Here is a 21,219-nt window from a genome sequence, read left to right on the forward strand (position 1 = left end):
AATCATGAAAAAAAATATAGCAGTACTAGCATCCCTTCTAATTGCTTTTGCAATGTCTGGATGTAAAAAATATACTGATATCACACCGAGGGGATCGCAAATCGTGGAAACAGCTCAAGATTATTATGAATTGGTTTCCTATCCTAACAGAGCATATCTGATTTCTAATTTCCAGTATCTTGTCGACGATATGTGGCTAAAGGAATCCAATTTTATTGGAATGACCCCCAATATTAATACGGTACATTTCAGTTTTGACGAAAGTGTCGATCGGGTATCGATGATCCCTTCGTCTAATTTCTATGATCGGGCCTATCTGTATATTAATCGATGGAATACCATTATATCTTCAGTTGATGCCAGTAAGGGCGATGAAAACATCAAAGCGCTGGCTAAAGCAGAAGCAAAAGCTTTGCGCGCATTCGATCATTTTCTGCTTGTAAACGTTTATGCCAAAGCATATAATCCAGCTACCGCGGCTACTGATGGTGGAGTTTGTATCATGGATAAATACGATCTGGAGGCGCAGCCGACTAAATCAACTGTAGCACAGGTTTATGAATTCATTCAAAAAGATATTGATGAAGCCATTCCTTATCTGCAGGCACAACCTGTAGATCCTTATCATCCTTCACTGGCCTTTGCCTGGGCATTAAAGGCGAAAATTCATTTATTTAAAAGGGAAATTGCTCAAGCTAAAGCCGCATGCGAAAAATCACTTTCATACAATAATCAGACTTTTGATTTAGTAAAATATACGACCACACAAGGTGGACCAACGGTAACACCTATTATCGCGCCCAATAATCCAGAGGTGTTGAGTTATCAATATATTCAAGGTTATAATGAAACCAATTTTGGTTTTACCTGGTTAATCAGCCCCGAGCTTAGGGCTTTGTTCGGAAATAATGATGCCCGCTTTAATATGTTTTTCAATACAACTAATGCCAGTTTTTTAGATATTGGTTCAAACGCAGCCTATTATAACGTTGCTTATACGCGCTTCTTCTATCCAACAGTTGGTTTAAAAACTACTGAAGTATATTTAATGCAAGCTGAATGTTTAGCCCGCGAAAATGACTTGGCAGGTGCAATGGCTGTTGTGAATACGCTGAGGGAAAAACGTATTCTGTCAGGTACAATTAAATTACCCATACCCGCTACCAGAAAAGAGACTATGGAAATCATTATCAATGAGCGCAGGAAAGAAATGGTTTTAGGTTTTAACCGCTTTTTTGATTTGAAAAGATTAAATACCGAACCTGAATATGCGAAAACAATTGTACGTACCTATCCTTTGGTAAATAAAACGGTTCCTCAGAAAACCTATACGTTACTGCCAAATTCCAGGTTATATGTTATTCCTTTTCCACTGAACATCCTAAAGAAAAACCCAAATCTTACATTAAATACCGACGAAAAACTTCCTTTTTAAAATGAATTTTAAACAAATTATATTTCCGATCGCATGTACGCTCTCCCTTACTGCATTTGGTCAAAAGCCTATGGTTAAAGCAGATAGCGCAGCTAAAAAAACGCCTTTGGATTATACCAAAGTTATTCCTTCAACTGCTATCGCCCAGAACGGACTTTTTAATGTCCGCCAGGTAGATCAAAAATGGTATTTTGAAGTGCCAGATACTTTACTTGGAAGATACCTGTTGGCCGTAACACGATATGTGACTACTCCGCAAGGTTATGGAAGTTTCGGTGGTGAAAAAGTAAATGAACAAACCTTATTTTTTCAAAAAGGAAATAATAACAACCTCTTTTTAAAAGGGGTTGTTTACCGTCAGGAAAGTAAAACTGCAGAAGGCCCTATTTATCAGGCAGTAATGCAGTCGCAAGAGAGCCCGATTATTGCCAGTTTCGATATCAAAGCTAAAAACCCTTTAACAGGAAACTATGTGATTGACGTTACCGACTTTTTTAAAAAGGATGTTGCTGTGGTAGCCATCCCGGCTGAAGAAAAATCGGCAAAGAAACTTAGCGCTTTAGCTGATGACCGTTCTTTTATTGAACGTATTTCCTGTTATCCAATAAACACAGAAATCAAAACTACTAAAACCTATGCAACCTCTGGTCCGGGGTTTACTGTAGGTGCAATTACCGGTGCGACCACTTTAAGGTTAAATACTTCAATTATTCTATTACCGAAAGTACCTATGCGTAAACGTCTTTTTGATGAAAGGGTTGGCTTTTTTGCTAATAAATACATTCTTTTTGATGAAGATTATCAGCGCACACAAACCAAATACATTGTACAACGCTACCGTTTAGAACCTAAAAAGGAAGACCTGGCAAAATACAAAAAAGGTATTCTGGTTGAACCCAAAAAGCAAATTGTTTATTACATCGATCCGGCTACGCCAAAAAAATGGCGACCTTATCTTATTGCAGGAATAAACGATTGGCAGAAGGCTTTTGAGCAGGCTGGCTTTAAAAATGCAATAATAGGTAAGGAATGGCCTGAGGCCGATACCACCATGAGTTTAGAAGATGCACGATTCTCTGTTATCCGTTACTATGCATCAGAAACACCGAACGCTTACGGACCACGGATCAGCGATCCACGTAGCGGCGAGATTATGGAGAGCCATGTTGGCTGGTATCATAACGTGATGAAACTTGTACACAACTGGTACATGATACAAGCTGGTCCGTTGGATAAACGGGCACAGAAAATGCAGTTCGACGATGAGCTTATGGGACAATTGATCCGTTTTGTTTCTTCGCACGAGCTGGGGCATACTTTGGGACTTCGGCATAACATGGGCGCCAGCAGCCAAACGCCAGTTGAAAAATTACGGGATAAAGCCTGGGTAGAGAAAAACGGACATACGGTTTCCATAATGGATTATGCACGTTTTAATTATGTAGCGCAGCCTGAAGACCATATTGGGCCTAAAGGCATTTATCCGAGAATTGGCGCATATGACGAATGGGCAATCAACTGGGGCTATCGCTATTTTGATCGCGAAAAGGATGAATTTGCCGAAGAAAAACTACTTAGTAAAATGACGACCGATACGCTGACTAAAAACCCAAGATTATGGTTCGGCGGAGAAGGAAAGGATGAAGATCCGAGGAGTCAGTCTGAAGATTTAGGTGATGATGCTGTTGCCGCAAGCGATTATGGTATAAAAAACCTTAAACGCGTGGTTGCTAATCTGAAACAGTGGACTTATGAGTCTGGCGATCAATATGATAATTTAGCGGAATTGCACAAGGGAGTTGTTGCCCAGTATAGCCGCTACCTTTACCATGTGCTCAAAAGCGTGGGCAACCGATACGTAACCAAAAGAAGCGTGGATGAAAAAGGTGTGGTATATGCAGAAATCCCAAAGCAAAAGGTTAAAAATGCGGTTGACTATGTTGGTCGCCAGGTATTCGACGCTCCACTATGGTTATATCCGAAAGAAATTTCAGATTATATCAACCTGAAGCCTATGGAAGATATTTCCGATCAGCAAACGCAGATGTTGAATATTTTCTTAAGTCAGGGTTTATTGTTCAACCTGAGTCAGAAAGCTTTAAATGCAAAAGATCCTTATCCGGTAAGCGAGTTTCTAAATGATCTGCTGCCGTTGGTATGGAAAAAGGAATCCAATCAACCCTTACAGGATTTCTACTTAAGAAGCCTGCAGCGTTCCTATCTGGAAAAGGTGGGCATGTTGATTAATCCAAAAGATGTTGCAGATGGCAAGATGATGAGCAGTGCACAACGTAGTGATGTAAGGCTCGAAGCCATTGCGCATATTCATGCAATCAGAAAAAAAATTACCGCGTTAATGCCACAGGCTACAGGGATTGAAGCAACCCATCTGGCAGATATGCAAACAGAAGCAGATAAAATTATCAAAAAAACAACATTAAACCCTTAATATGAAAAAATATACATTAGCCGCGGTTATGGTAGTAACTGGCTTGATTTTTAACGCAAAAGCACAGGTGAAAACGTCTTCGCAGGAAGTAACACCCGAATTGGTGAAGCAAAGGGAAACACAAAAAAATACTATCATTGCCAGTTACTTAGCTATAAAGGACGGTTTGGTGATTTCCGACGCCAAAAAAACGGCTGGTTCCGCTACTGAATTTTCAGCAGCACTTGGTCAGTTCAAATTTAAAAAGCTCACTTTGCAGCAAATGAACGTGGCCACAACTACCCGTATAAGCATTAAAGCATTGGCTGATCAGATCGCTGCGTCTTCGTCGTTGGATGAGCAGCGAAAAATTATGGAAAAGTTATCTGAACAGCTTTGGGTAATCATTGATAAGTTGAAACCAGAAAATACAACCGTTTACCAGCAGAAATGCCCAATGACTGGTGTAACCTGGGTAAGTAACGACAAGAAAATTGAAAATCCTTATTACCCAAAAAATATGCTAACCTGCGGGGAAGTAATAGGGGAGAAATAAAAAGACAATTTAGTTAGTCAATGACGGCTGTGGGATAACGGAGGTTTCCCGCAGCTTTTTTATTAAAAAGGTAATCATTATTAATTCTAGCAGACCAAAAACCGGTTATTTCCTTTCACGCAGATTTAAATATAATGTTGAACCAGATTTTACCGCTATTTTTGTAATTTGTGGTCATGATCACTGATCACTTTGCCGATGCAACTAACTTTTTAGCTTTTGTCTCATCTCTTTCCCCTCTCGAAAGCGAAGCAAACGAAAGTATGCGATCAAAACTTTATCAAAAGAAATATCGTAAAGGAGAGCTGATCCTCGAAACCGGGACGGTATGTAAGCGGATCTACTTTATAGACAGCGGCTTGGTTAAAACTTTCTTTTATACCGATACCCGGGAATTTATTATGCGCTTTTTCGCAGAAGGAAGTATGTTTACGGTTCTTGACAGTTTTTTAGCTCAACGGCCTTCTGCCTATGCTGTACAAGCGCTTGAAGATACTGATATTACCTGTCTCAATTACGATGACCTGGAAATGCTTTGCAAGCGGTATCATTCCATGGAAACCTTTTACCGGAAACTTCTCGCACTTGCTGCGGTGAATATGATGGAAAGAATTGGCGGTACGCTTGAAGAAAAAGCTCAGATCGCTTACCATAAATTTCTTCAAGCACACGGACCACTTTTGCAACGCATCAGTCTGGCCGATCTGGCTTCTTACCTCGGTATTACACAGGTATCGTTAAGCAGAATCAGGGCTATGAAATAGTTTTTATCATATGATAAATGCAGGGGCGTGACAGGGTTGTACTTTCGGGTTAAAATTCATCTGTTATGAAAAAACCGTTATCATTTTCCCAAAAGTTAAGCTTTATGGCAGCCTGTACTTTTACGGTTGTAGCACCCATTATAGGATACCTTGCTATCGGGCTTCCACCTGTTATCATTGTAGGAGGCTCAGCACTTGTTGGCCTGTGCTGCTGGTATTTTACCTATCTGAAAAAGCCGGTAGAACCCAACATTATCCTACCGCTTTTTATCCTTACCGTTGCTGCTTTACAGATTCACATTGTTGAGGAATACCTCATGGGCTTTGCGCCGGCCATGAGCAGGCTATTTGGTATTCCATGGAGCGAAAGGAGTTTTTTGATGGTGTTTGCGCTAATCGGTCCGGTTATTTATACCCTTACTTCACTTGGGCTGTATTATAAAGTACCGATTGCCGGATTTGTAGCCTGGTTTATATTTATCGGTCCGGGTGTAGCAGAATTTACCCATTTTATTTTTCCGCTGATTGCCCCTGAATTGCTTCCAAATGATCCGCATTCATTAACAGCATCAATTAAAGGTACCACGATCCCGATGATGCCCAATTTTTATGTTAAAACCACGGGGCAGTATTACTTTCCGGGCATGTGGACCGCAATTCTTCCGATGATTCCGGGTTGCCTGGCCATTTACCGTTTACTGATCAGGAAAACGCAATGATTTAAAATCAGCAATATCCGATACCTCCCGGGTTAGGCTAAAAAGTACCTGGAACTGGTTTTGGAAATTGGATACGTTATTGCTTTCTTATTTAGATTTAAACTTCATCCTCCCAGATAACGTGTGCAATTTTCCATTCGCCTGCCTCTTTCATGAAATGAAAGAACTTATGCCCGCGGCCCTCAAAATAAACGCCGTTTAGCGTCCCATGTTTGCGGTATTTTGAGTACCGCTGTGCGATATTTCCGATAATCCTGGTTTCTTCATATATTTCGAATTCTTTAAATTGTTGTAATGTACCATCCGTTAATATTTTTCTTCGTGGTTCAATAAAAGATTCCAGCCCGTAGACATCTGCATGGATAGCAGATTTCCTGATGATGCTTGCAGAAGTAGTGCATAGCTGATAAACCGGTGCAAAATCAGGTTCATTCAAAGTATTATCAAATAGTTTAAAAAACGAACGGGTAATTTTGCCGATCTGTATCTCATCTGTGCTTAAAGCATATTGCAACATCGTTTTTCCTGCAATGTCCACCTGGCGCTCATATTTAAATTTCAATTTTTCCAGTAGCTTTACTGAGCGGCTGTTTCGAACTGTTGTAATGGCCAGTATTTTATTTGTCAGAATCGAATCCGGAAGCATATCGAGTACGGCGCTTGTAGCTTCATAGGCATATCCGACTCCTGTATGGCCCGGTAAAAAAGCAAAACCAATATCATAATATTCCAGATCGTCTCTTTTAATAAGTGTGATAATTCCCAGCGGGAGATCATTTGCCTTCAGTTTAACTACCCAATATTTGACTAAGGGATTAGCTATGATCTTTTCAACATAGGCCAGCGCATCTTCATCTGTCTTTATCTTCCTGTCGCCAATAAATTCCAGCCAGCCTGCAGAATTAACCAGCTGAAAGATAAATGAATGGTCATGTGTCTCCAGTTCACGCAATATCAGCCTGTCTGTTAAAATTTCTTTTTTGATCATGATAAGTCTCTTAAGATAAATATAGGTTATTAATTTTTAATCAATTATAAATAACAGGCTGTGGGCTTAAGCAACCTGGATCTTACGCATATTATTCATTTTACTGAACTATTTATGTCCGGCGCTGTTGTTATTTAAAATAAAATCAATGTTATGGCAGACCCTAAAGAAAAGGAATTGCAACCACAGGAGGAAAATGTGGAGCAGCAGGATAAAACCGATCAGGATTCAAACTGGAACGAACACCACCGTGTTGATGAAGAAGGAAATGAACTAGAACCTGATGATATTAAATAAGACTTTTATGAAGAAGATATTGATGGTATTAACATCACATAGCGGGATGGAAAATACTGATGGAAAAACAGGTGTTTGGTTGGGGGAGTTTACAGATCCCTATTATGAGTTTATAGATGCAGGTTATCAGGTAACTTTAGCCAGTCCGAAAGGAGGGAGGCCTCCTGTAGATCCGATGAGTGAATTAACTGAACATGTAACCGGCGCTAACCGTAGGTACAATGACGATGAGGCAGCGAAAGCGGCCTTTTCACACACCCAGGTTTTAGATCAGATCAGGTCTGATGATTACGATGCGGTGTTCTATCCCGGAGGCCATGGCCCAATATGGGATCTTGCAAAAGACAATAACAGCGGAATTTTAATCCTGGATTTCCTGGATGCTGGTAAACCGGTTGCTGCAGTATGTCATGGACCAGCAGCATTGATCAGTGCTGAAATGCAACGTCCGGGTTTTTTAAAAGGAAAAATCATCTCTGCTTTCAGTAATGCCGAGGAAACTTTGGTGGGCCGAAGTGGTAATGTTCCCTATCTGCTTCAAACCAGACTGGAAGAGTTTGGTGCAGCGGTGAAAACAGCGCTTGTGCCATTTTTATCCCATGTGGAAAAGGATGGTTTACTTATTACCGGTCAAAATCCCTTGTCAGCTGGTCCGGTGGCGAAAGCACTTATCGATATGTTAAATCAGACCGAAAAAGGAGAGTAATTAGTTGAATTATATCAGTTATATTCTTGTAACATGCAGTCCGAACCTTTAATAAGGTTGGGTTCACTTTCGGCTTAATCTGATTAGGTTAATAACACCGCTATCTCATGATGGCGGTGTTACCATCATCATTTTAAATGGGAATAACACCAGGACATTTCTGCATTTTCACCACCTTTTATTTCAAATGTTTTCATCATTCCCAAAAATTTGTATGAGTTTACGGATAGACTCTTTGCTGGGTGAAGCAAAATCCTTAATGCCTTCTACGGTCTCCCCGCAGATAGGTAAAGCTCTTGCAAACATCGATTTTTCATAAGCCATTAATGCGTCTTCAATATTTTGATACGCGCCGTTGGTCAGGCAATCGCTTAGGTCAAGCGCATCCAGCATCGCCAGATTTACACCTTCGCCGTTTGGCGGCATCAGATGAGCGGCATCTCCTAAAACTGTAATGTTAGGTTTGGTTTGCCAACGTAGTGTTAACGGATGGTAATGGAGTGGACGGTAAGTGAAGTGTTTACAGGCGCTAAACATTGTATGAAATGCCGGATGCCAGCCATCATAAAAATTATCGAGATAATCACATACTTCCCTTGGAATACGGAAATCTATACCACTAACTTTTTCCCAGTTTTCCGGGTACATTGATGCTGCATAAAAGGTCAGGCCGCCGTCGCCCCTTGGCTGTACCATCAGCATCTTTCCCTGTCCTGCTGCCATAAGGCTTCCATTGTTGATCATGGAGTACAGCTCAGAACAAGCTGTTCGGGGGGCATCAATCTCTCCCTGAATGATGCTGGCACCCGAATACACTGACTGGATATCTGTTAGGTATTCCCTGACGCCGGAGCGATGCCCGTCACAGCCGATAACCAGATCCGAGCTGGCATGAGTGGCATTTTTGAATTGCATTTCCCATCGCCCGTCCCTGAGAGACAGGTGAATCAGCTGACTGTCCCAAACCATCGTACCCGGTAGTAACGAATCGATCAGGATATCCCTAAGGGCACCCCTGTCAATTTCGGGACGAAAATGTTCGTCGCCGAACGTATATCGGCCACTTTGAAAATAATCATCTACTAATACATTCGCATTTTCATCTACTAACCTGAAGCTGTCTGCCCCGCGCATATATCGGGCCTTAAATGCATCCATCAGTCCCGCTGCTTCAAGCACTTTCAGTCCTGAATGATAGTGCAGGTCCACAATTGCACCCTGTACGCGTGCCTTTTGATTAAGATCTCTTTCATACACTTTCACGCGAGCACCTTTAAGCTGTAATAATCGCGCAAGGGCGAGTCCGCCAGGTCCTCCACCAACAATTGCGATATCGAGTCCGTTTATCAAATTTATTTTTTTTAAAGTTTCCATATGGCTTGTTTAACAGCACAAAGGAACGTCATGGAATGCGTTTAAAGAATGTCTACAAGGCGTAAGTATAGGACTATCCGCGGTTTTTATTCCGGAAGTATAACGGTTTTGATCCGGTTACTTTTACAAACAACCTTATGAAATAGGAATAATCATCATAACCAAGTTCATTTGCGATCTCTTTTACTGATTTGTCTGAATGATAAAGAAGCCTTTTAGCTTCCAGCATTACGCGTTGTTGGATATTGTTTGAAAGCGATTGACCTGTAGCAGTCTTTATACATTCATTGAGATATGAAACAGAGATGTTCAGGAAATCTGCATACAATGCCGGACGCTTTACGGTTTTGTAACGAAGGTCTAATTCCTTTCTGAAGGCTCTGGCTACGATATTAAACCTGGTGCGGTTTTCAGTGAGGCTGGATTGGGCCTGATATAGTGAACTGGTGAGTGCGGCCAGGCTATTAATGCTCTCTATCAATGTGGAACGATATAAGTTTTCGTCAGGTTTTGTGTAAAGGGTATGAGATAGACCAGCCACCTGCAAAAAAATGGCAAGTGTTTCATTGCTCAGTGATAAAACACTTGCCGGCATCAGCTCGTTTAACATCCTTAGGTTCTCAGGATGGAGGTTTTCCTCCGCGATAATCCAGGTACTGAGTTCGGCTTTTTCAAATGCGATGAGTCGGTGAACCTGACTCGGATGGAGGTAGATGATTGCAGGAGCCTGAATGCTGTAGATTTGAAAATCTATCTCAATATTGGTGATTCCTTTTTCCTGCAATATAAAGGTATAGCCATCATCACGATGGGGCCTGCTAACCTGCTCATTGTCAGGGAACCCATCAAAGTGTTTTCTTAACATCATGATGCCACGGCTGGTGCCATTTGGTAAAACGTTAACCGGGATGTGTTGTGCTCTTTTTGCCATAGCCAGAATAAAACAAAGATATTAGAAATTTAGATCAAAAGCTTTATGCTGGCATTGTTGATCAGTATAGGTAAATGTTGTGGAATCCATCGGGTGAAGTTATTTTTTAGGTGTATTGATGCAACCAATCTGATTGGTTTATCATCTCGTTAATATGGAAATAACAATACATCTTTTCAAAAAACTATATTTCACGTTACTAGCGCTGTTTATCTTCATTAATGCAAACGCACAATACATATTAACCGGTGTTGTAAAAGATTCCAACCAGCAACCCGTTCCGCATTGCTCAATAGGTATTAAAAATAGTAAAGTCGGTACTGTAGCCAGTGTCGACGGTATGTTTAAACTGGTTATCCCGGATAGCTTATCACAAAGTCCTGTAATCTTCAGCGCCGTTGGTTTTAATGACCGGCAAGTTGGGCGTTCAGAATTCAAACCCGGGATGTTGGTTACCCTTAAAGAAAAGGTTTTTGATATGGCTGAAGTGGTTATAAAAGGGAACAAAATGAAGGAGCAGCTTATAGGGCAGCGATCCAGACCGATGATAACTTTTTCCAGAATGTTTGACAAAAATGTTCCAAGTATTGAACAGGGAAATATTTTTGAGATCTATAATCAGACTGTACTTAAAGCTTATAACTTTTACATTATCCCCAGCTCAAAATACGCTTCTATTACCTTAAAGTTTAATTTATATGCGGTAAAAAATAATTTACCAGACAGCAATCTTTTAAGAAAACTTATTACCTATCGGACTACTTCTGTAGGCTGGCAAAAAATAGATCTTGCACCATATCATCTGAATTTTGAAGGTTTGGATCAGATTGCCGTAACCCTGCAGCTTGTTGATTATGTGCCAGACAGTAGTGGAAATTTTATTTTTGGGGTTTCAGCAAAAAAGACCCTGGCTAAGGATCTTCTTTTCCGATATCAAAAACAGGGAAACTGGGAAACAAGTGCGGGAACGTTTATTGCTAATCTGGATATCCGATACCAGAAAGGAGGGGAAAACCTAAAGCGGCAGGAAAATTCATTGGCTGATAACAGTCCGGATATTGCGATGTTAGCAGATTACTATCAGCACAAGCAGGAATCCATTAAAAGCGGCTACGGAAGGAATAAGAGAGGTAGTTATATTGATCTTGGTGATGCAAGAATTTACACTGAACAGTATGGTAAAGGAGAACCGTTGATACTTTTACATGGAAATAATGGAAGCATAGCAGATTTTTATCGTCAAATACCCTTTTTTGCAAAGCACTTCAGGGTTATCGCCATTGATACCAGAAGCCAGGGAAGGAGTACTGATTTATCTGAAGAGCCATATAGTTATGACAAATTTGCTAACGATTTATACAAAGTACTTACCGCGTTGGATTTGAAAAAAGTGAATATCATTGGCTGGAGCGACGGAGGGAATACCGCAGTAAGTTTTAATCTGGCACATCCGGATATGGTCAGCAAAATTGTAACCATAGGTGCCAACCTTTATCCGTCTGGTGTTTCAGACAGTTTGATGGCCTCTTTTAAACATCAGTTACTGGCGAAAGTCCCAGGCCAAAACCTCAGATTGATTCAGCTAATGTTGGCGGAACCTAATATGACTCCTGAACAATTGCAGCAAATCGAAAATCCTGTATTAGTTGTTGCTGGCAGTAACGATGTAATTAAAGCCGAGCATACTAAGCTCATTGCAGCCAGTATTGCTAAATCCCAGCTGGAAATCGTGCCGAATGCCACACATTATGTGCCATTTGAGCGACCAGATTACTTGAACAGACTTATTCTTAACTTTTTAGCTCCTCCGTTCAAAAAGGATAAGTAATATCAATTGATTGATCATTAAAATGCAGTTATTGGCTTTTGTATTTTGTTTTCATGTACAAAGAAGCACAATTAGGTATAGAGGAGAACTATAGGAAACGAGTGTTAAAACCCAATACTCTGATATGGCAAAAACAACATCTTCATTATCAAATTACGCAGGTTTACCAGGCTTTTTTTTCCGCTACCTGAACAACAACAGGGATCACGCCGGGCAGTTCGCTAAAAATCCGATGGTGCAGATTATTATCGGGCAGGAAAACGTTTACAGTGGTAACTATTAAGTCCATTCTTCACAGGATTAACGAATTTAAATGAAAATAATTTGAACAAAGGCCATTTTAGCCTTGTTGCTTTAAGCAAACATCAAAATATTTTACCATGAAAAATGAACAAAATACAACATTAAAGAATCCGTTGGAGCAATATCCTAAACCTCCCTTTCAGCGCCAGCCACAGCAACCTCCCGGGCTGGCCAGTAAAATGAGCCCTCAACCAGATCATGGTGAGGAAAGTTACCGTGGTTCGGGCAGGTTGAAGGGCAGAAAAGCTTTAATCACAGGCGGAGATTCTGGTATTGGCCGGGCAGCAGCCATAGCCTATGCACGTGAAGGTGCTGATGTGGTAATCAATTACCTGCCTGAAGAGCAGACTGATGCCGATGAAGTAGTTCAGCTTATTACCGATGCCGGGCAAAAAGCATACGCTATCCCTGGTGATATTACCAACAGCGAATTTTGCAAGCAATTGGTCAATGACGCGGTAGAAAAACTGGGCGGTCTGGATATATTGGTAAATAATGCTGGTAAACAACAGGCGGTTGACTCACTTTCTGAATTAAGTGAAGAGCAATTTGATGCCACGATGAAAACCAATATTTATGCTCCGTTCTGGATTACCAAAGCTGCATTACCACATTTAAAACCTGGATCGGTGATTATATCAACCAGTTCAGTACAGGCATACGACCCTTCAGAAAACCTCTTTGACTATGCACAGACAAAAGCAGCCAATGTGGCTTTCGTAAAATCTTTATCAAAACAACTTGGCCCTAAAGGCATTCGTGTAAATGGCGTGGCACCGGGCCCCGTATGGACTCCGCTGCAAACCAGTGGCGGCCAACCACAGGATGCAATTGAAAAGTTTGGCGAACAAACGCCTTTAGCGCGGCCAGGCCAGCCAGCAGAGTTGGCATCAATTTATGTGCAATTGGCAGATGATAGCGCAAGTTACGCAACCGGACAGATTTACGGTGCCGCTGGTGGAAGCGGGCATCCTTAATAGATCAACGCGCATCCTGAGGGATAAATTATTGCATAAACATTAATGTAAGCGATATGATCGTCATCTCTACCGCAGTGGAGAGATCTTTTAATTTGATTTCGGTCACTTAATCCAAAGATCTTTCCACTTCGCGTTGCTACGGAGATGACGATTCTTTTGTTGGGGCCGTCAATGGTCGCTTGGAGCAATTTTTAAAATGTTTTAAGAGGTTTTGATATTTTGTTAAGCTTGGCCTCGCTCAGCCTGAACAATTTAAGTTACAACCTTATTTTCTCCCAAATACATTTTATCAGAAGTGGAATGCCGCACTTTTGTAAACGTCGTAATCTTAATTTCTTAAAAAAATAAATCGTTAATTAACAGGTGATTATATGCTTTGTAAAAACAATTTGGCGAAAAACCAATTATATGAGCATGAACAATAAACAAGTACCTAAACTTTTGAGAAGCCTATTGATGCTTTTACCATGTTTGATACTAATGGAGGCCTGTAACAAGCCTAAATCAAAAACTGGTGCCGAACTAACCAAAATTACTGGCATTAAATTATACAAAGACCTTGATGCTGAGGTGTTGAGCGATAAATTGAAAGCGGCGTTAAGCAAAAGAGGGAAATCGATGTCGAACCCAAAATTTACGGAGCAAATTTATGAGCAGGCAGATTACCAACCGGTTTTAATAGCTAAATTTCTTCCCGACAGTGGATTAAAAAATGCAGCGAAAAAGATTAGTGCGACAGAAGAACACGGTCTTTCGGCTGAAAACTTCCAGGCCGCTAAATTAAACGCCGCGTTAGAGAAAATTTACTCCAAAACAGAGGTAAATACGATTGATAAAGCTTATGATGCGGTTATTGATCTCGAATTGATTGCAAGTGGCGCTATTACCGATTATACGGCGGCTATGCAATACGGAATAGTAAGCCCCAGAAAAATATTTGCACAATTTTACACCAAGGTACTCAGACCAGATTCCATTTCGTTTAAAAAGCCATATCAAACCAGTAACATCACAGCTTTTTTAGATAGTATCCAACCCAAATCTGAAGCCTATAGAATGCTACAGACTGCGCTGAGTCAAAAAATTACCGCTCCTGGTCATTCTGCTGAAGAAACGAAGCGAATTATAAAAGTAAATATGGAACGCCTGAGATGGCACACTGCCAAACAGGAAGATAAATATGTATGGGTAAATATCCCGGCTTTTGAACTTCAGGTAATGGAAAAACAAAAACCGGTTTTAAGCATGAAAGTATGTGTGGGGGAAGGTCGCAATACCGGACAGTCAACCCCTTTAACTGAATATGATGAAAATGACCTGAAAAAAGACCGGGCATTTAATCGGGAAACTCCTCAACTGAAAAGTATGATCCATAGTGTGCAGGTTAATCCGGTTTGGAATATCCCTGAAAGTATAGCCAGTAATGAAATTGTGAAGTATGCCTCTCAAGACCGTTATTATTTAAGCAACAAAAATATTGATGTTTTTTATAAAGGAAAAAAGGTTGAGGATACGGAGACTATCGACTGGTCTGCACCTGATGTAGGAAAAACCTATACCTTCAAGCAGCAGCCGGGCGCCGACAATTCGTTGGGTAAAATCAAATTCCTTTTTAATAACCAAAGCAGTGTCTACCTGCATGATACACCAGCCCAAGCTGCCTTTAACCTGGCTGTGAGGGCGGTAAGCCATGGTTGTGTCAGGCTGGAAAAACCTCTGGAACTTGCCAGGGTGCTTTTTGGCCCAGGCGGAAAATTCGATAAAATTAAAGAAGGTATGCAAAGCAAAGATCCAAAAGCCGAAAACATTTCTCTTCCCAAACAGGTTGCGGTATACCTGGTCTACTTTACCTGCTGGAAAGATTCAAGTAGCGGTAAGCTGATGTTTGCCAACGATATTTATGGTCAGGATGCTGTACTTTATACGCACTTGAATAAGGCTTAGTCCATGTGGAACTGGCCCTCATCAGTATTATTGTTCAGGGCTGGTAGCGCAGCCAGTGCGGCCTGCTTCTCGTCCAGGTAACGGGAAGCATATTTTTCTGCACTTTTATTGATGAAAAGCACGCTTCCTTCGCCCATTGCACTGATCAATTGATCGGATAGTTTAGGATTCACCGCCGGACAACCCTGGCTGCGTCCTAAACGCCCTAAAGCCTCAATGGTACCCTGGCTTACATATGGTGCACCGTGAATAACAATGGAACGCATCCTCGCATTATCATTATAGCCCGCATCCATACCATCTAAGCGAAGCGATCTTCCATGGGCGCCTACGTATTCTTCACCGGTAACGTAAAAGCCGATACTGCTGCTATACGAATCGTTTTGGTTGGAAAATGTTACCGTTTCATCTTCACCACTGCGCTGCCCATGTGCCACCCAGGTATTTAATACAATTTGCATTTTACTTAAGTCTAACACATAAAGCCTTTTTCTGGTGCTTTTTTGATCAAAATCGGCAATACTTAAAAGTGCATGCTCAGACAATCTACCAGCTTCCTTAAGGTTATAATATCCTGTAAGTGCTTTTTCAAAAACAGGGTAGGTCAAACCAGAATCCTTTAAATGAACCTGGTTATAAAGTGATTTTACATACGCAGCATAACTCGGTTTAATTGGGGTTGAAACCCTGGCAACAGTTTTTAGATGCCCTGTTTTTTTACCACTCGTAGCCAATAAGAAAAAGCTTAATGATAAAATGATGCAGAAGATGCCCAGAATATATTTTCTCATAGATAACTAGTTGAAATGATTTAAGTAGGGCTTTTTTGCTATAGGCTGTTTGGATTTGATATGTAACAAATATACGACATTGGTAAGCGATTTGCCAAAATAAGCAAAATGCTGACAATCATATGATGATGATAAAAATCGGTCCGGTGTTTTAAAATACTTCCTGTCTATTATTTAAATAATGTTTACGACCAGATTCTGCTAAACTTTTTGACCTTCGTAACGGTTAACTATAATATGGATATCTCACTGGTTACGATCGTTAAAAACCGACGTACTGCACTCGTTAATATGGTTCGTGGATTGGAACGCTGCACACCAAAACCCGCTGAACTCGTGGTTATACATATGAATGAGGAACCCTATCAAATGCCATCCTCAACTTTTCCTGTCAAACAGCAAGTGGTGAACAGTGTGCATCAACTACCGCTGGCAGCGGCAAGAAATGCTGCGGTTTCACTAGCATCTTGTGATCAGGTAATATTTCTCGATGCTGACTGTATCCCGGCACCAGATTTTCTTTCTCTTTATATTGAAGCTTTTTCCAGCGCTGATTCACTTATTTCCGGTCGTGTTCGTTATTTAACCGCTAAGGCGATGGAAAAAAATGACCTTTTCGAACGTCTGATGGAATATAGCATAGCAGATCCCATACGTGAAAATATTGATCAATATCCTTATGAACTTTTTTGGTCGCTTAATTTTGGCTGTAGGAAAACCACTTTTAAGGAAATTGGCGGATTTGATGAGCTTTTTATCGGTTATGGGGCAGAAGATACCGACTTCGCTTTTTCCGCTAAAGCAAAAGCAATATCGATGATTACTATAAGCGCAACAGCCTTCCATCAATATCATCCAAGTTACGACCCTCCAATGAACCATCTTCTAGACATCATCAGCAATGCAAAGGCTTTTCGGGAAAAATGGGGTCTCTGGCCTATGGAAGGCTGGCTAAGCAAGTTTGAACGCGCGGGATTAATCAAATGGTCTAAAGATAGTCTTGAATTAAAGCGCATGCCTTCAGCCCCGGAAATTGAAACTGCGCTTAAATTAACTTAGTTGTGCTGAAAAACAGCGCGGTGAGTATGCATTAAATAGGCTGCAGCACGTTCAGCTGCATCACTGCTGATTAATCCATTCCAGTTGGGGCAACTGGCTAACGAGTTTTCAAGTATTTCTTCCCAATCAACCTGGAATATTTCAGAAGCGGGGATGTGTACTGCGAGTGCCAGGCCTTCGATAATACGTGCTTTTTCTTCCTGTTCTTTAAACGGACGTTCTTCGGATATGGCAATGAAACGTTTGTTGAGCGAAGCACATTCCATCACCGTGTTATGGCCGGCATTGCCTATTACTAGGCAGCAGTTTGCCAAAACAGTGCGGGGATCTTCCAGTTTTCCGTAGAAATGTAAATTATCGATGTTTTTCGAACTGTGGATATTGCCTACAATATGGAATATCCATTGCGGGCATTGAACAGACAGATGTTCCAAAAAATGGTTGTTTATACTTGTGCCACCACTTCCGATCAGTACGGCTACATTCCGTTTGCTGGCATCAGACAAATCTGCACTTGGTGCAAACCGGCTAAGCCCGCCAGTGTAAAAGGTTTTGTTGCTGATCCATTCCGGCACCTGGCCAGACATCCGCTCATCAAACGGGGCTAATAATCCAATCGCATTGCGGTAGCAGATTTGATGTGGTAAATCATCTCGCAGGCCATGCTGCCTCACCACGATTGTGGGTATGCCGCAGAGCTTCGACAGCATAGCCACTTCAACCGAAACATCTACAATAAACAGCAAATTGGGGTTACTGGCCAAAAAGCTGGTGATTGTGTTTACCCGTTGCAGTTGTCCGTTAACATTTAGCGGTGCATAATGCAGCCCGACCGGGCTTTGATCCACAACGTCAAGATCCTGATCGCCAGGCGTATCCATCGGCAGGGAAATGAGCTTTATGTTATTAGGAATCAGTGATCTATACTGTTCAAGCCTGCTTCCCAAAAAAGTGATGTGACAATTTTTAAGTGCAGAGGCAATCGCCAGGCACCGCATCAAATGGCCTGATCCATGGTGATGGACGTAAAAAGCGATTTCCATATCAGGCTACGCTTTTTACGGTCTCTGTTAACAATATTTCGTAAGCATCGATCATCCGTTCGATATCCAGGTTTTCTTCTGCCTGGCGTCGGCAGGTTGCCCGATCCATATCAACAGCCTTGGTTATGCAGTTTGCCAGTTCTTCAGGATCGTTACTGCTCGTTAAACAACCCGTTCCGGCAGTTACCAGATAGGGAAGCGCCCCACGCGAGATCCCCGCTACGGGTGTACCGCAGGCAAGGCTTTCGGCCACAACAAGACCAAATGGTTCATCCCAGCAAGGAGTAATGAGCGCGCATCTGGCATTCCCTATTAATTCATTAAGTGTTTCATGGCTGCAGTTTCCGAGCAGTTCCACACCCTCACCAAGCAGCGGCTCAACATAAGTCTGAAAATAATGTGTATCAGCAATACTGCCGGCCAGTTTAATTGGATATCCTGCCATTTTTGCGGCTTGTATAGCAATGTGTGTGCCTTTATCAGGATGGATCCTTCCAAACCAGACCACGTAATTTCCAGTGGGTTCTGCATAAAACTTCCATAGTGAAATATCCACGCCATTACAAATCACCTCACAATGATTAAGAAAAGGCTGCCATGCAAGTGCATTGGGTTTAGAAACACTCACGTAACGTATTCGTCCTGTTTTACGTTCTTGTAACATGGCCCGCTTCATTTCAAAAATAGGAGGCGTATGTAGTACGGTAACCATTGGCGTGGTTGTGATGGTAGACATGGTAAGCGGAACATAATTAAGGCTGTTGTTGAAGATCACATCATGTTTGCGGCCGTCTATATCCTGCATCAGTTCCAGATAAGCATGGTGTGTAGATATAAAATCTTCACTAAGTTCATGAGCCCTGAACCTGCTCAGCGTTTCCCTGTCGTAATCCACATCGGTAAGTATCACATTAACATTGAGGTCAGGATCGCTCAGTTCGCTTGCATATAAGGTAACCGTATGTCCCCTGGCAATGAGTCTTTTGGTAATTTCGTAAGTGAAAGCCTCCAGTCCGCCCATATATGGCTTGCGGATGGGATGTTTTAGATGTGCTATTATTCCGATATTCATTTGGATTTTTAAAGTTGCTACAATAAGAACTTGATAAAACGCTGAAAGTTTTGAGTAATTCTAAAGCCGAATGCTTATTCTGTGGATTTGTATATTTTAAATCTCGATAATGTATCTGCAACATGTTGTTTTACCGTTTACTGGTCTGGTGCTGGCATTCTTCAAAACCAATTATAGATGGCTTGCGTTTTAGTGGTGATGCAAGGAAAGAAAGAAATAGCAGAACGCATATTGGCTGTGGCTGAACAGCGGGGGGCTGATAAAAGCACCTGCCCATCAGAAATTGCCAGAATGCTCTTCCCCGGTCGCTGGCGGGAACAAATGGCGGCCGTTATGGAGGTGGCGATAGACCTTTGCAATAATGGAAAAATTTCAATTACCCAGAAAGGTAAGGAAGTAGATGTTAAAAAGATTAAGGGACCTGTCCGAATTAAACAAGTGGTGGGCTGAACCTTTTCCTGATTGAGATATCAGGCTTCTCTCTAAACCAATCCAATAATTTTGCAGGATTGGTAATCACCAGCCTGACTTGAATAAATGAGTGTCTTTTATGCGGAGGTTTAATTGTTTCTAAATTCATAAAACCAAATGGCATCCAAATGGTTATATTGATACACATGGGAACGATGATGAAAAAGAAAATAATGGTTTTAGAGGACGATCGTGATATCAGGGAGATCATAGGATTGTTATTGGATGAAGAGAATTATGAGGTTAAATTATATCCTGATATACGGAGCTTTAGAAAAGATTTGCTTTTTACTGATCCGAGCCTGGTGATTTTGGATGTTCGCCTTCCTGACGGAAATGGCCACGACTTGTGCCGGGAGGTAAAAAATGATCAGCGTACACTTGGTGTTCCGGTGCTGATGATGTCTGCACATTGCTCTGTAGCAGACGTTAATAGAAAATGCCATCCAGACGATTTTATTGCGAAACCTTTCAGTATCGATGATTTTGTAGCCAGAGTGAATGCTGTCGTAAACTAAACATTTATAATAGCTTGAACAGATGAATTGGCTATTGATCGGATCATAATAAAGCTATTGATAAGGCTTCGAACCGGAGTTTATTATCGGCAGCATATAACTGATACCTGTGAAGTTCAGCCCGTTTTACTTTTAGGCTCATTTTTTCTCTATTACGGAACAGGTTGATTTTTGACCTGAAAATTTACCAGGGACGTATTTAAGATCGTATATTTGAGTGATAGATCTGGTCTTGATCTCGGGTTAAAATATCGGATCCACCGGCCAGGGACGGATAAGCAGTACAACAATAACCTATGCCTTGAGGAATGATACCATTAATCATTGACCATATCAAGCAAATCGAACATGGCTTCAAGCACATTATCGATGCGGGCGACCAGATTTTGGCAAATCAGGATGAATCGCATCTAGACCTTGCGCTTCAGTTTTTAGCCGATGATAGTTATCAGGTAAGGATGCTGGCCACCTATATTTTAGGGATACTCTCGCCAACCCACCCGGAAGCACTTTTGCTCCTTGAAACACGCGTGGCAGATGATCAAAACTGGCGGGTACAGGAAATGCTGGCAAAAGCTTTCGACCAATATTGCAAAGTTATAGGTTACGGAAAAAGTATTCCTGTGATTAAAAAATGGCTTTCAGCGCTTAACCCCAATATAAAAAGAGCAGTGACTGAAGGACTCCGCATCTGGACGGGCCGTCCTTACTTTAAAGATTATCCGCAAATTGCCATTGAGCTGATCGGTACAAACAAATCTGATGACAGCGAATATTTGAGGAAGTCAGTAGGCAATGCCCTTCGCGATATCAGCAAGAAGCATAAGCAAGCCGTTTTGGATGAAGTTTCGAAATGGCATTTGACAGATAAAAAAACTGCATTTACCTACCGGCTTGTTATGGGAAAATAAAGTATCAAACTTAATAAAGCCTGTCTTTGGGTTTATCATAATCTTATAATGATATTGTATTAATTGTTAAGATTGGACGATAGTCAAAACGTTTAAAATGC

At 41.3% G+C, this 21,219-nt stretch carries 21 protein-coding genes; 15 read left to right on the top strand and 6 right to left on the bottom strand.

Annotated elements, in window-relative coordinates; genetic code table 11:
• Positions 1 to 4 precede the first annotated feature (4 nt).
• The 5 genes from BM107_RS17125 to BM107_RS17145 all read left to right on the top strand — a co-directional run bounded on the left by BM107_RS17125 (position 5) and on the right by BM107_RS17145 (position 5,902).
• A complete protein-coding gene (locus BM107_RS17125; RefSeq protein WP_090985556.1) occupies positions 5 to 1,435 on the top strand; it encodes a RagB/SusD family nutrient uptake outer membrane protein in 1,431 nt (476 codons plus the stop codon).
• Position 1,436: 1 nt separating this feature from the next.
• On the top strand, positions 1,437 to 3,884 hold the full coding sequence (locus BM107_RS17130) for a zinc-dependent metalloprotease (protein ID WP_090985558.1): 2,448 nt from the start codon (positions 1,437 to 1,439) through the stop codon (positions 3,882 to 3,884).
• Position 3,885: 1 nt separating this feature from the next.
• The gene (locus BM107_RS17135) at positions 3,886 to 4,419 is read left to right on the top strand and encodes a DUF3347 domain-containing protein (RefSeq protein ID WP_090985562.1); all 534 of its coding nucleotides are present in this window, start codon (positions 3,886 to 3,888) and stop codon (positions 4,417 to 4,419) included.
• Positions 4,420 to 4,595: 176 nt separating this feature from the next.
• Positions 4,596 to 5,183 (top strand): Crp/Fnr family transcriptional regulator, encoded by a 588-nt coding sequence (locus BM107_RS17140; protein ID WP_090985564.1) that lies wholly within the window; start codon positions 4,596 to 4,598, stop codon positions 5,181 to 5,183.
• A 65-nt stretch (positions 5,184 to 5,248) separates the two neighbouring features.
• Entirely contained in the window at positions 5,249 to 5,902 is a 654-nt protein-coding gene (locus tag BM107_RS17145; RefSeq protein WP_090985566.1) for a hypothetical protein, read from the top strand.
• Positions 5,903 to 5,999: 97 nt separating this feature from the next.
• Here BM107_RS17145 and BM107_RS17150 read toward each other — a convergent pair whose 3' ends face one another.
• On the bottom strand, positions 6,000 to 6,890 hold the full coding sequence (locus BM107_RS17150) for a GNAT family N-acetyltransferase (RefSeq protein ID WP_090985568.1): 891 nt from the start codon (positions 6,888 to 6,890) through the stop codon (positions 6,000 to 6,002).
• A gap of 153 nt (positions 6,891 to 7,043) precedes the next feature.
• On the opposite strand from BM107_RS17150, the gene BM107_RS24730 reads away from it, so the two are divergent.
• Complete coding sequence (locus tag BM107_RS24730; RefSeq protein WP_159435264.1) at positions 7,044 to 7,187, top strand: hypothetical protein; 144 nt, start codon at positions 7,044 to 7,046, stop codon at positions 7,185 to 7,187.
• Between the two features lie 7 nt (positions 7,188 to 7,194).
• Positions 7,195 to 7,893, top strand: coding sequence for a type 1 glutamine amidotransferase domain-containing protein (locus BM107_RS17155; RefSeq protein ID WP_208864408.1), 699 nt, complete (start codon positions 7,195 to 7,197; stop codon positions 7,891 to 7,893).
• A 183-nt stretch (positions 7,894 to 8,076) separates the two neighbouring features.
• On the opposite strand, the gene BM107_RS17160 is transcribed toward BM107_RS17155, so the two are convergent.
• Together BM107_RS17160 and BM107_RS17165 are read right to left on the bottom strand one after the other, a co-directional pair.
• Positions 8,077 to 9,243 carry an FAD-dependent oxidoreductase gene (locus BM107_RS17160; protein ID WP_208864409.1) on the bottom strand — a complete coding sequence of 389 codons (1,167 nt, stop codon included), beginning with the start codon at positions 9,241 to 9,243 and terminating at the stop codon, positions 8,077 to 8,079.
• Between the two features lie 97 nt (positions 9,244 to 9,340).
• Positions 9,341 to 10,198 carry a helix-turn-helix domain-containing protein gene (locus tag BM107_RS17165; protein ID WP_090985574.1) on the bottom strand — a complete coding sequence of 286 codons (858 nt, stop codon included), beginning with the start codon at positions 10,196 to 10,198 and terminating at the stop codon, positions 9,341 to 9,343.
• A 154-nt stretch (positions 10,199 to 10,352) separates the two neighbouring features.
• On the opposite strand from BM107_RS17165, the gene BM107_RS17170 reads away from it, so the two are divergent.
• From BM107_RS17170 to BM107_RS17180, 4 genes are all read left to right on the top strand, one after another.
• Positions 10,353 to 12,026 carry an alpha/beta fold hydrolase gene (locus BM107_RS17170; RefSeq protein WP_090985576.1) on the top strand — a complete coding sequence of 558 codons (1,674 nt, stop codon included), beginning with the start codon at positions 10,353 to 10,355 and terminating at the stop codon, positions 12,024 to 12,026.
• 124 nt (positions 12,027 to 12,150) lie between these two features.
• The gene (locus BM107_RS24735) at positions 12,151 to 12,309 is read left to right on the top strand and encodes a hypothetical protein (protein ID WP_159435265.1); all 159 of its coding nucleotides are present in this window, start codon (positions 12,151 to 12,153) and stop codon (positions 12,307 to 12,309) included.
• Between the two features lie 97 nt (positions 12,310 to 12,406).
• On the top strand, positions 12,407 to 13,306 hold the full coding sequence (locus tag BM107_RS17175; protein WP_090985578.1) for an SDR family oxidoreductase: 900 nt from the start codon (positions 12,407 to 12,409) through the stop codon (positions 13,304 to 13,306).
• Positions 13,307 to 13,723: 417 nt separating this feature from the next.
• Complete coding sequence (locus BM107_RS17180; RefSeq protein WP_244278847.1) at positions 13,724 to 15,253, top strand: L,D-transpeptidase family protein; 1,530 nt, start codon at positions 13,724 to 13,726, stop codon at positions 15,251 to 15,253.
• Here BM107_RS17180 and BM107_RS17185 read toward each other — a convergent pair.
• On the bottom strand, positions 15,250 to 16,044 hold the full coding sequence (locus BM107_RS17185; protein ID WP_090985581.1) for a murein L,D-transpeptidase catalytic domain family protein: 795 nt from the start codon (positions 16,042 to 16,044) through the stop codon (positions 15,250 to 15,252). The two genes, BM107_RS17180 and BM107_RS17185, sit on opposite strands and share 4 nt — an antisense overlap.
• Before the next feature lie 237 nt (positions 16,045 to 16,281).
• Here BM107_RS17185 and BM107_RS17190 point away from each other — a divergent pair, with 237 nt between their 5' ends.
• Positions 16,282 to 17,103 (top strand): glycosyltransferase family 2 protein, encoded by an 822-nt coding sequence (locus BM107_RS17190; RefSeq protein WP_090985583.1) that lies wholly within the window; start codon positions 16,282 to 16,284, stop codon positions 17,101 to 17,103.
• Here the strand turns inward: BM107_RS17190 and BM107_RS17195 are convergent.
• A complete protein-coding gene (locus tag BM107_RS17195; protein WP_090985585.1) occupies positions 17,100 to 18,146 on the bottom strand; it encodes a glycosyltransferase in 1,047 nt (348 codons plus the stop codon). The two genes, BM107_RS17190 and BM107_RS17195, sit on opposite strands and share 4 nt — an antisense overlap.
• Position 18,147: 1 nt before the next feature.
• Positions 18,148 to 19,218 carry a glycosyltransferase family 4 protein gene (locus BM107_RS17200; RefSeq protein WP_090985589.1) on the bottom strand — a complete coding sequence of 357 codons (1,071 nt, stop codon included), beginning with the start codon at positions 19,216 to 19,218 and terminating at the stop codon, positions 18,148 to 18,150.
• Positions 19,219 to 19,395: 177 nt separating this feature from the next.
• Between BM107_RS17200 and BM107_RS17205 the strand changes: the two genes are divergently transcribed.
• From BM107_RS17205 to BM107_RS17220, 3 genes are all read left to right on the top strand, one after another.
• Positions 19,396 to 19,668, top strand: coding sequence for a DUF3253 domain-containing protein (locus BM107_RS17205; protein WP_244278848.1), 273 nt, complete (start codon positions 19,396 to 19,398; stop codon positions 19,666 to 19,668).
• Positions 19,669 to 19,817: 149 nt separating this feature from the next.
• Complete coding sequence (locus tag BM107_RS17215) at positions 19,818 to 20,207, top strand: response regulator transcription factor (protein WP_244278849.1); 390 nt, start codon at positions 19,818 to 19,820, stop codon at positions 20,205 to 20,207.
• Positions 20,208 to 20,515: 308 nt separating this feature from the next.
• Entirely contained in the window at positions 20,516 to 21,118 is a 603-nt protein-coding gene (locus tag BM107_RS17220) for a DNA alkylation repair protein (RefSeq protein WP_090985595.1), read from the top strand.
• Positions 21,119 to 21,219 lie beyond the last annotated feature (101 nt).

The organism is Pedobacter suwonensis, assembly GCF_900111825.1.
In the GTDB taxonomy this organism is placed as follows: domain Bacteria; phylum Bacteroidota; class Bacteroidia; order Sphingobacteriales; family Sphingobacteriaceae; genus Pedobacter; species Pedobacter suwonensis.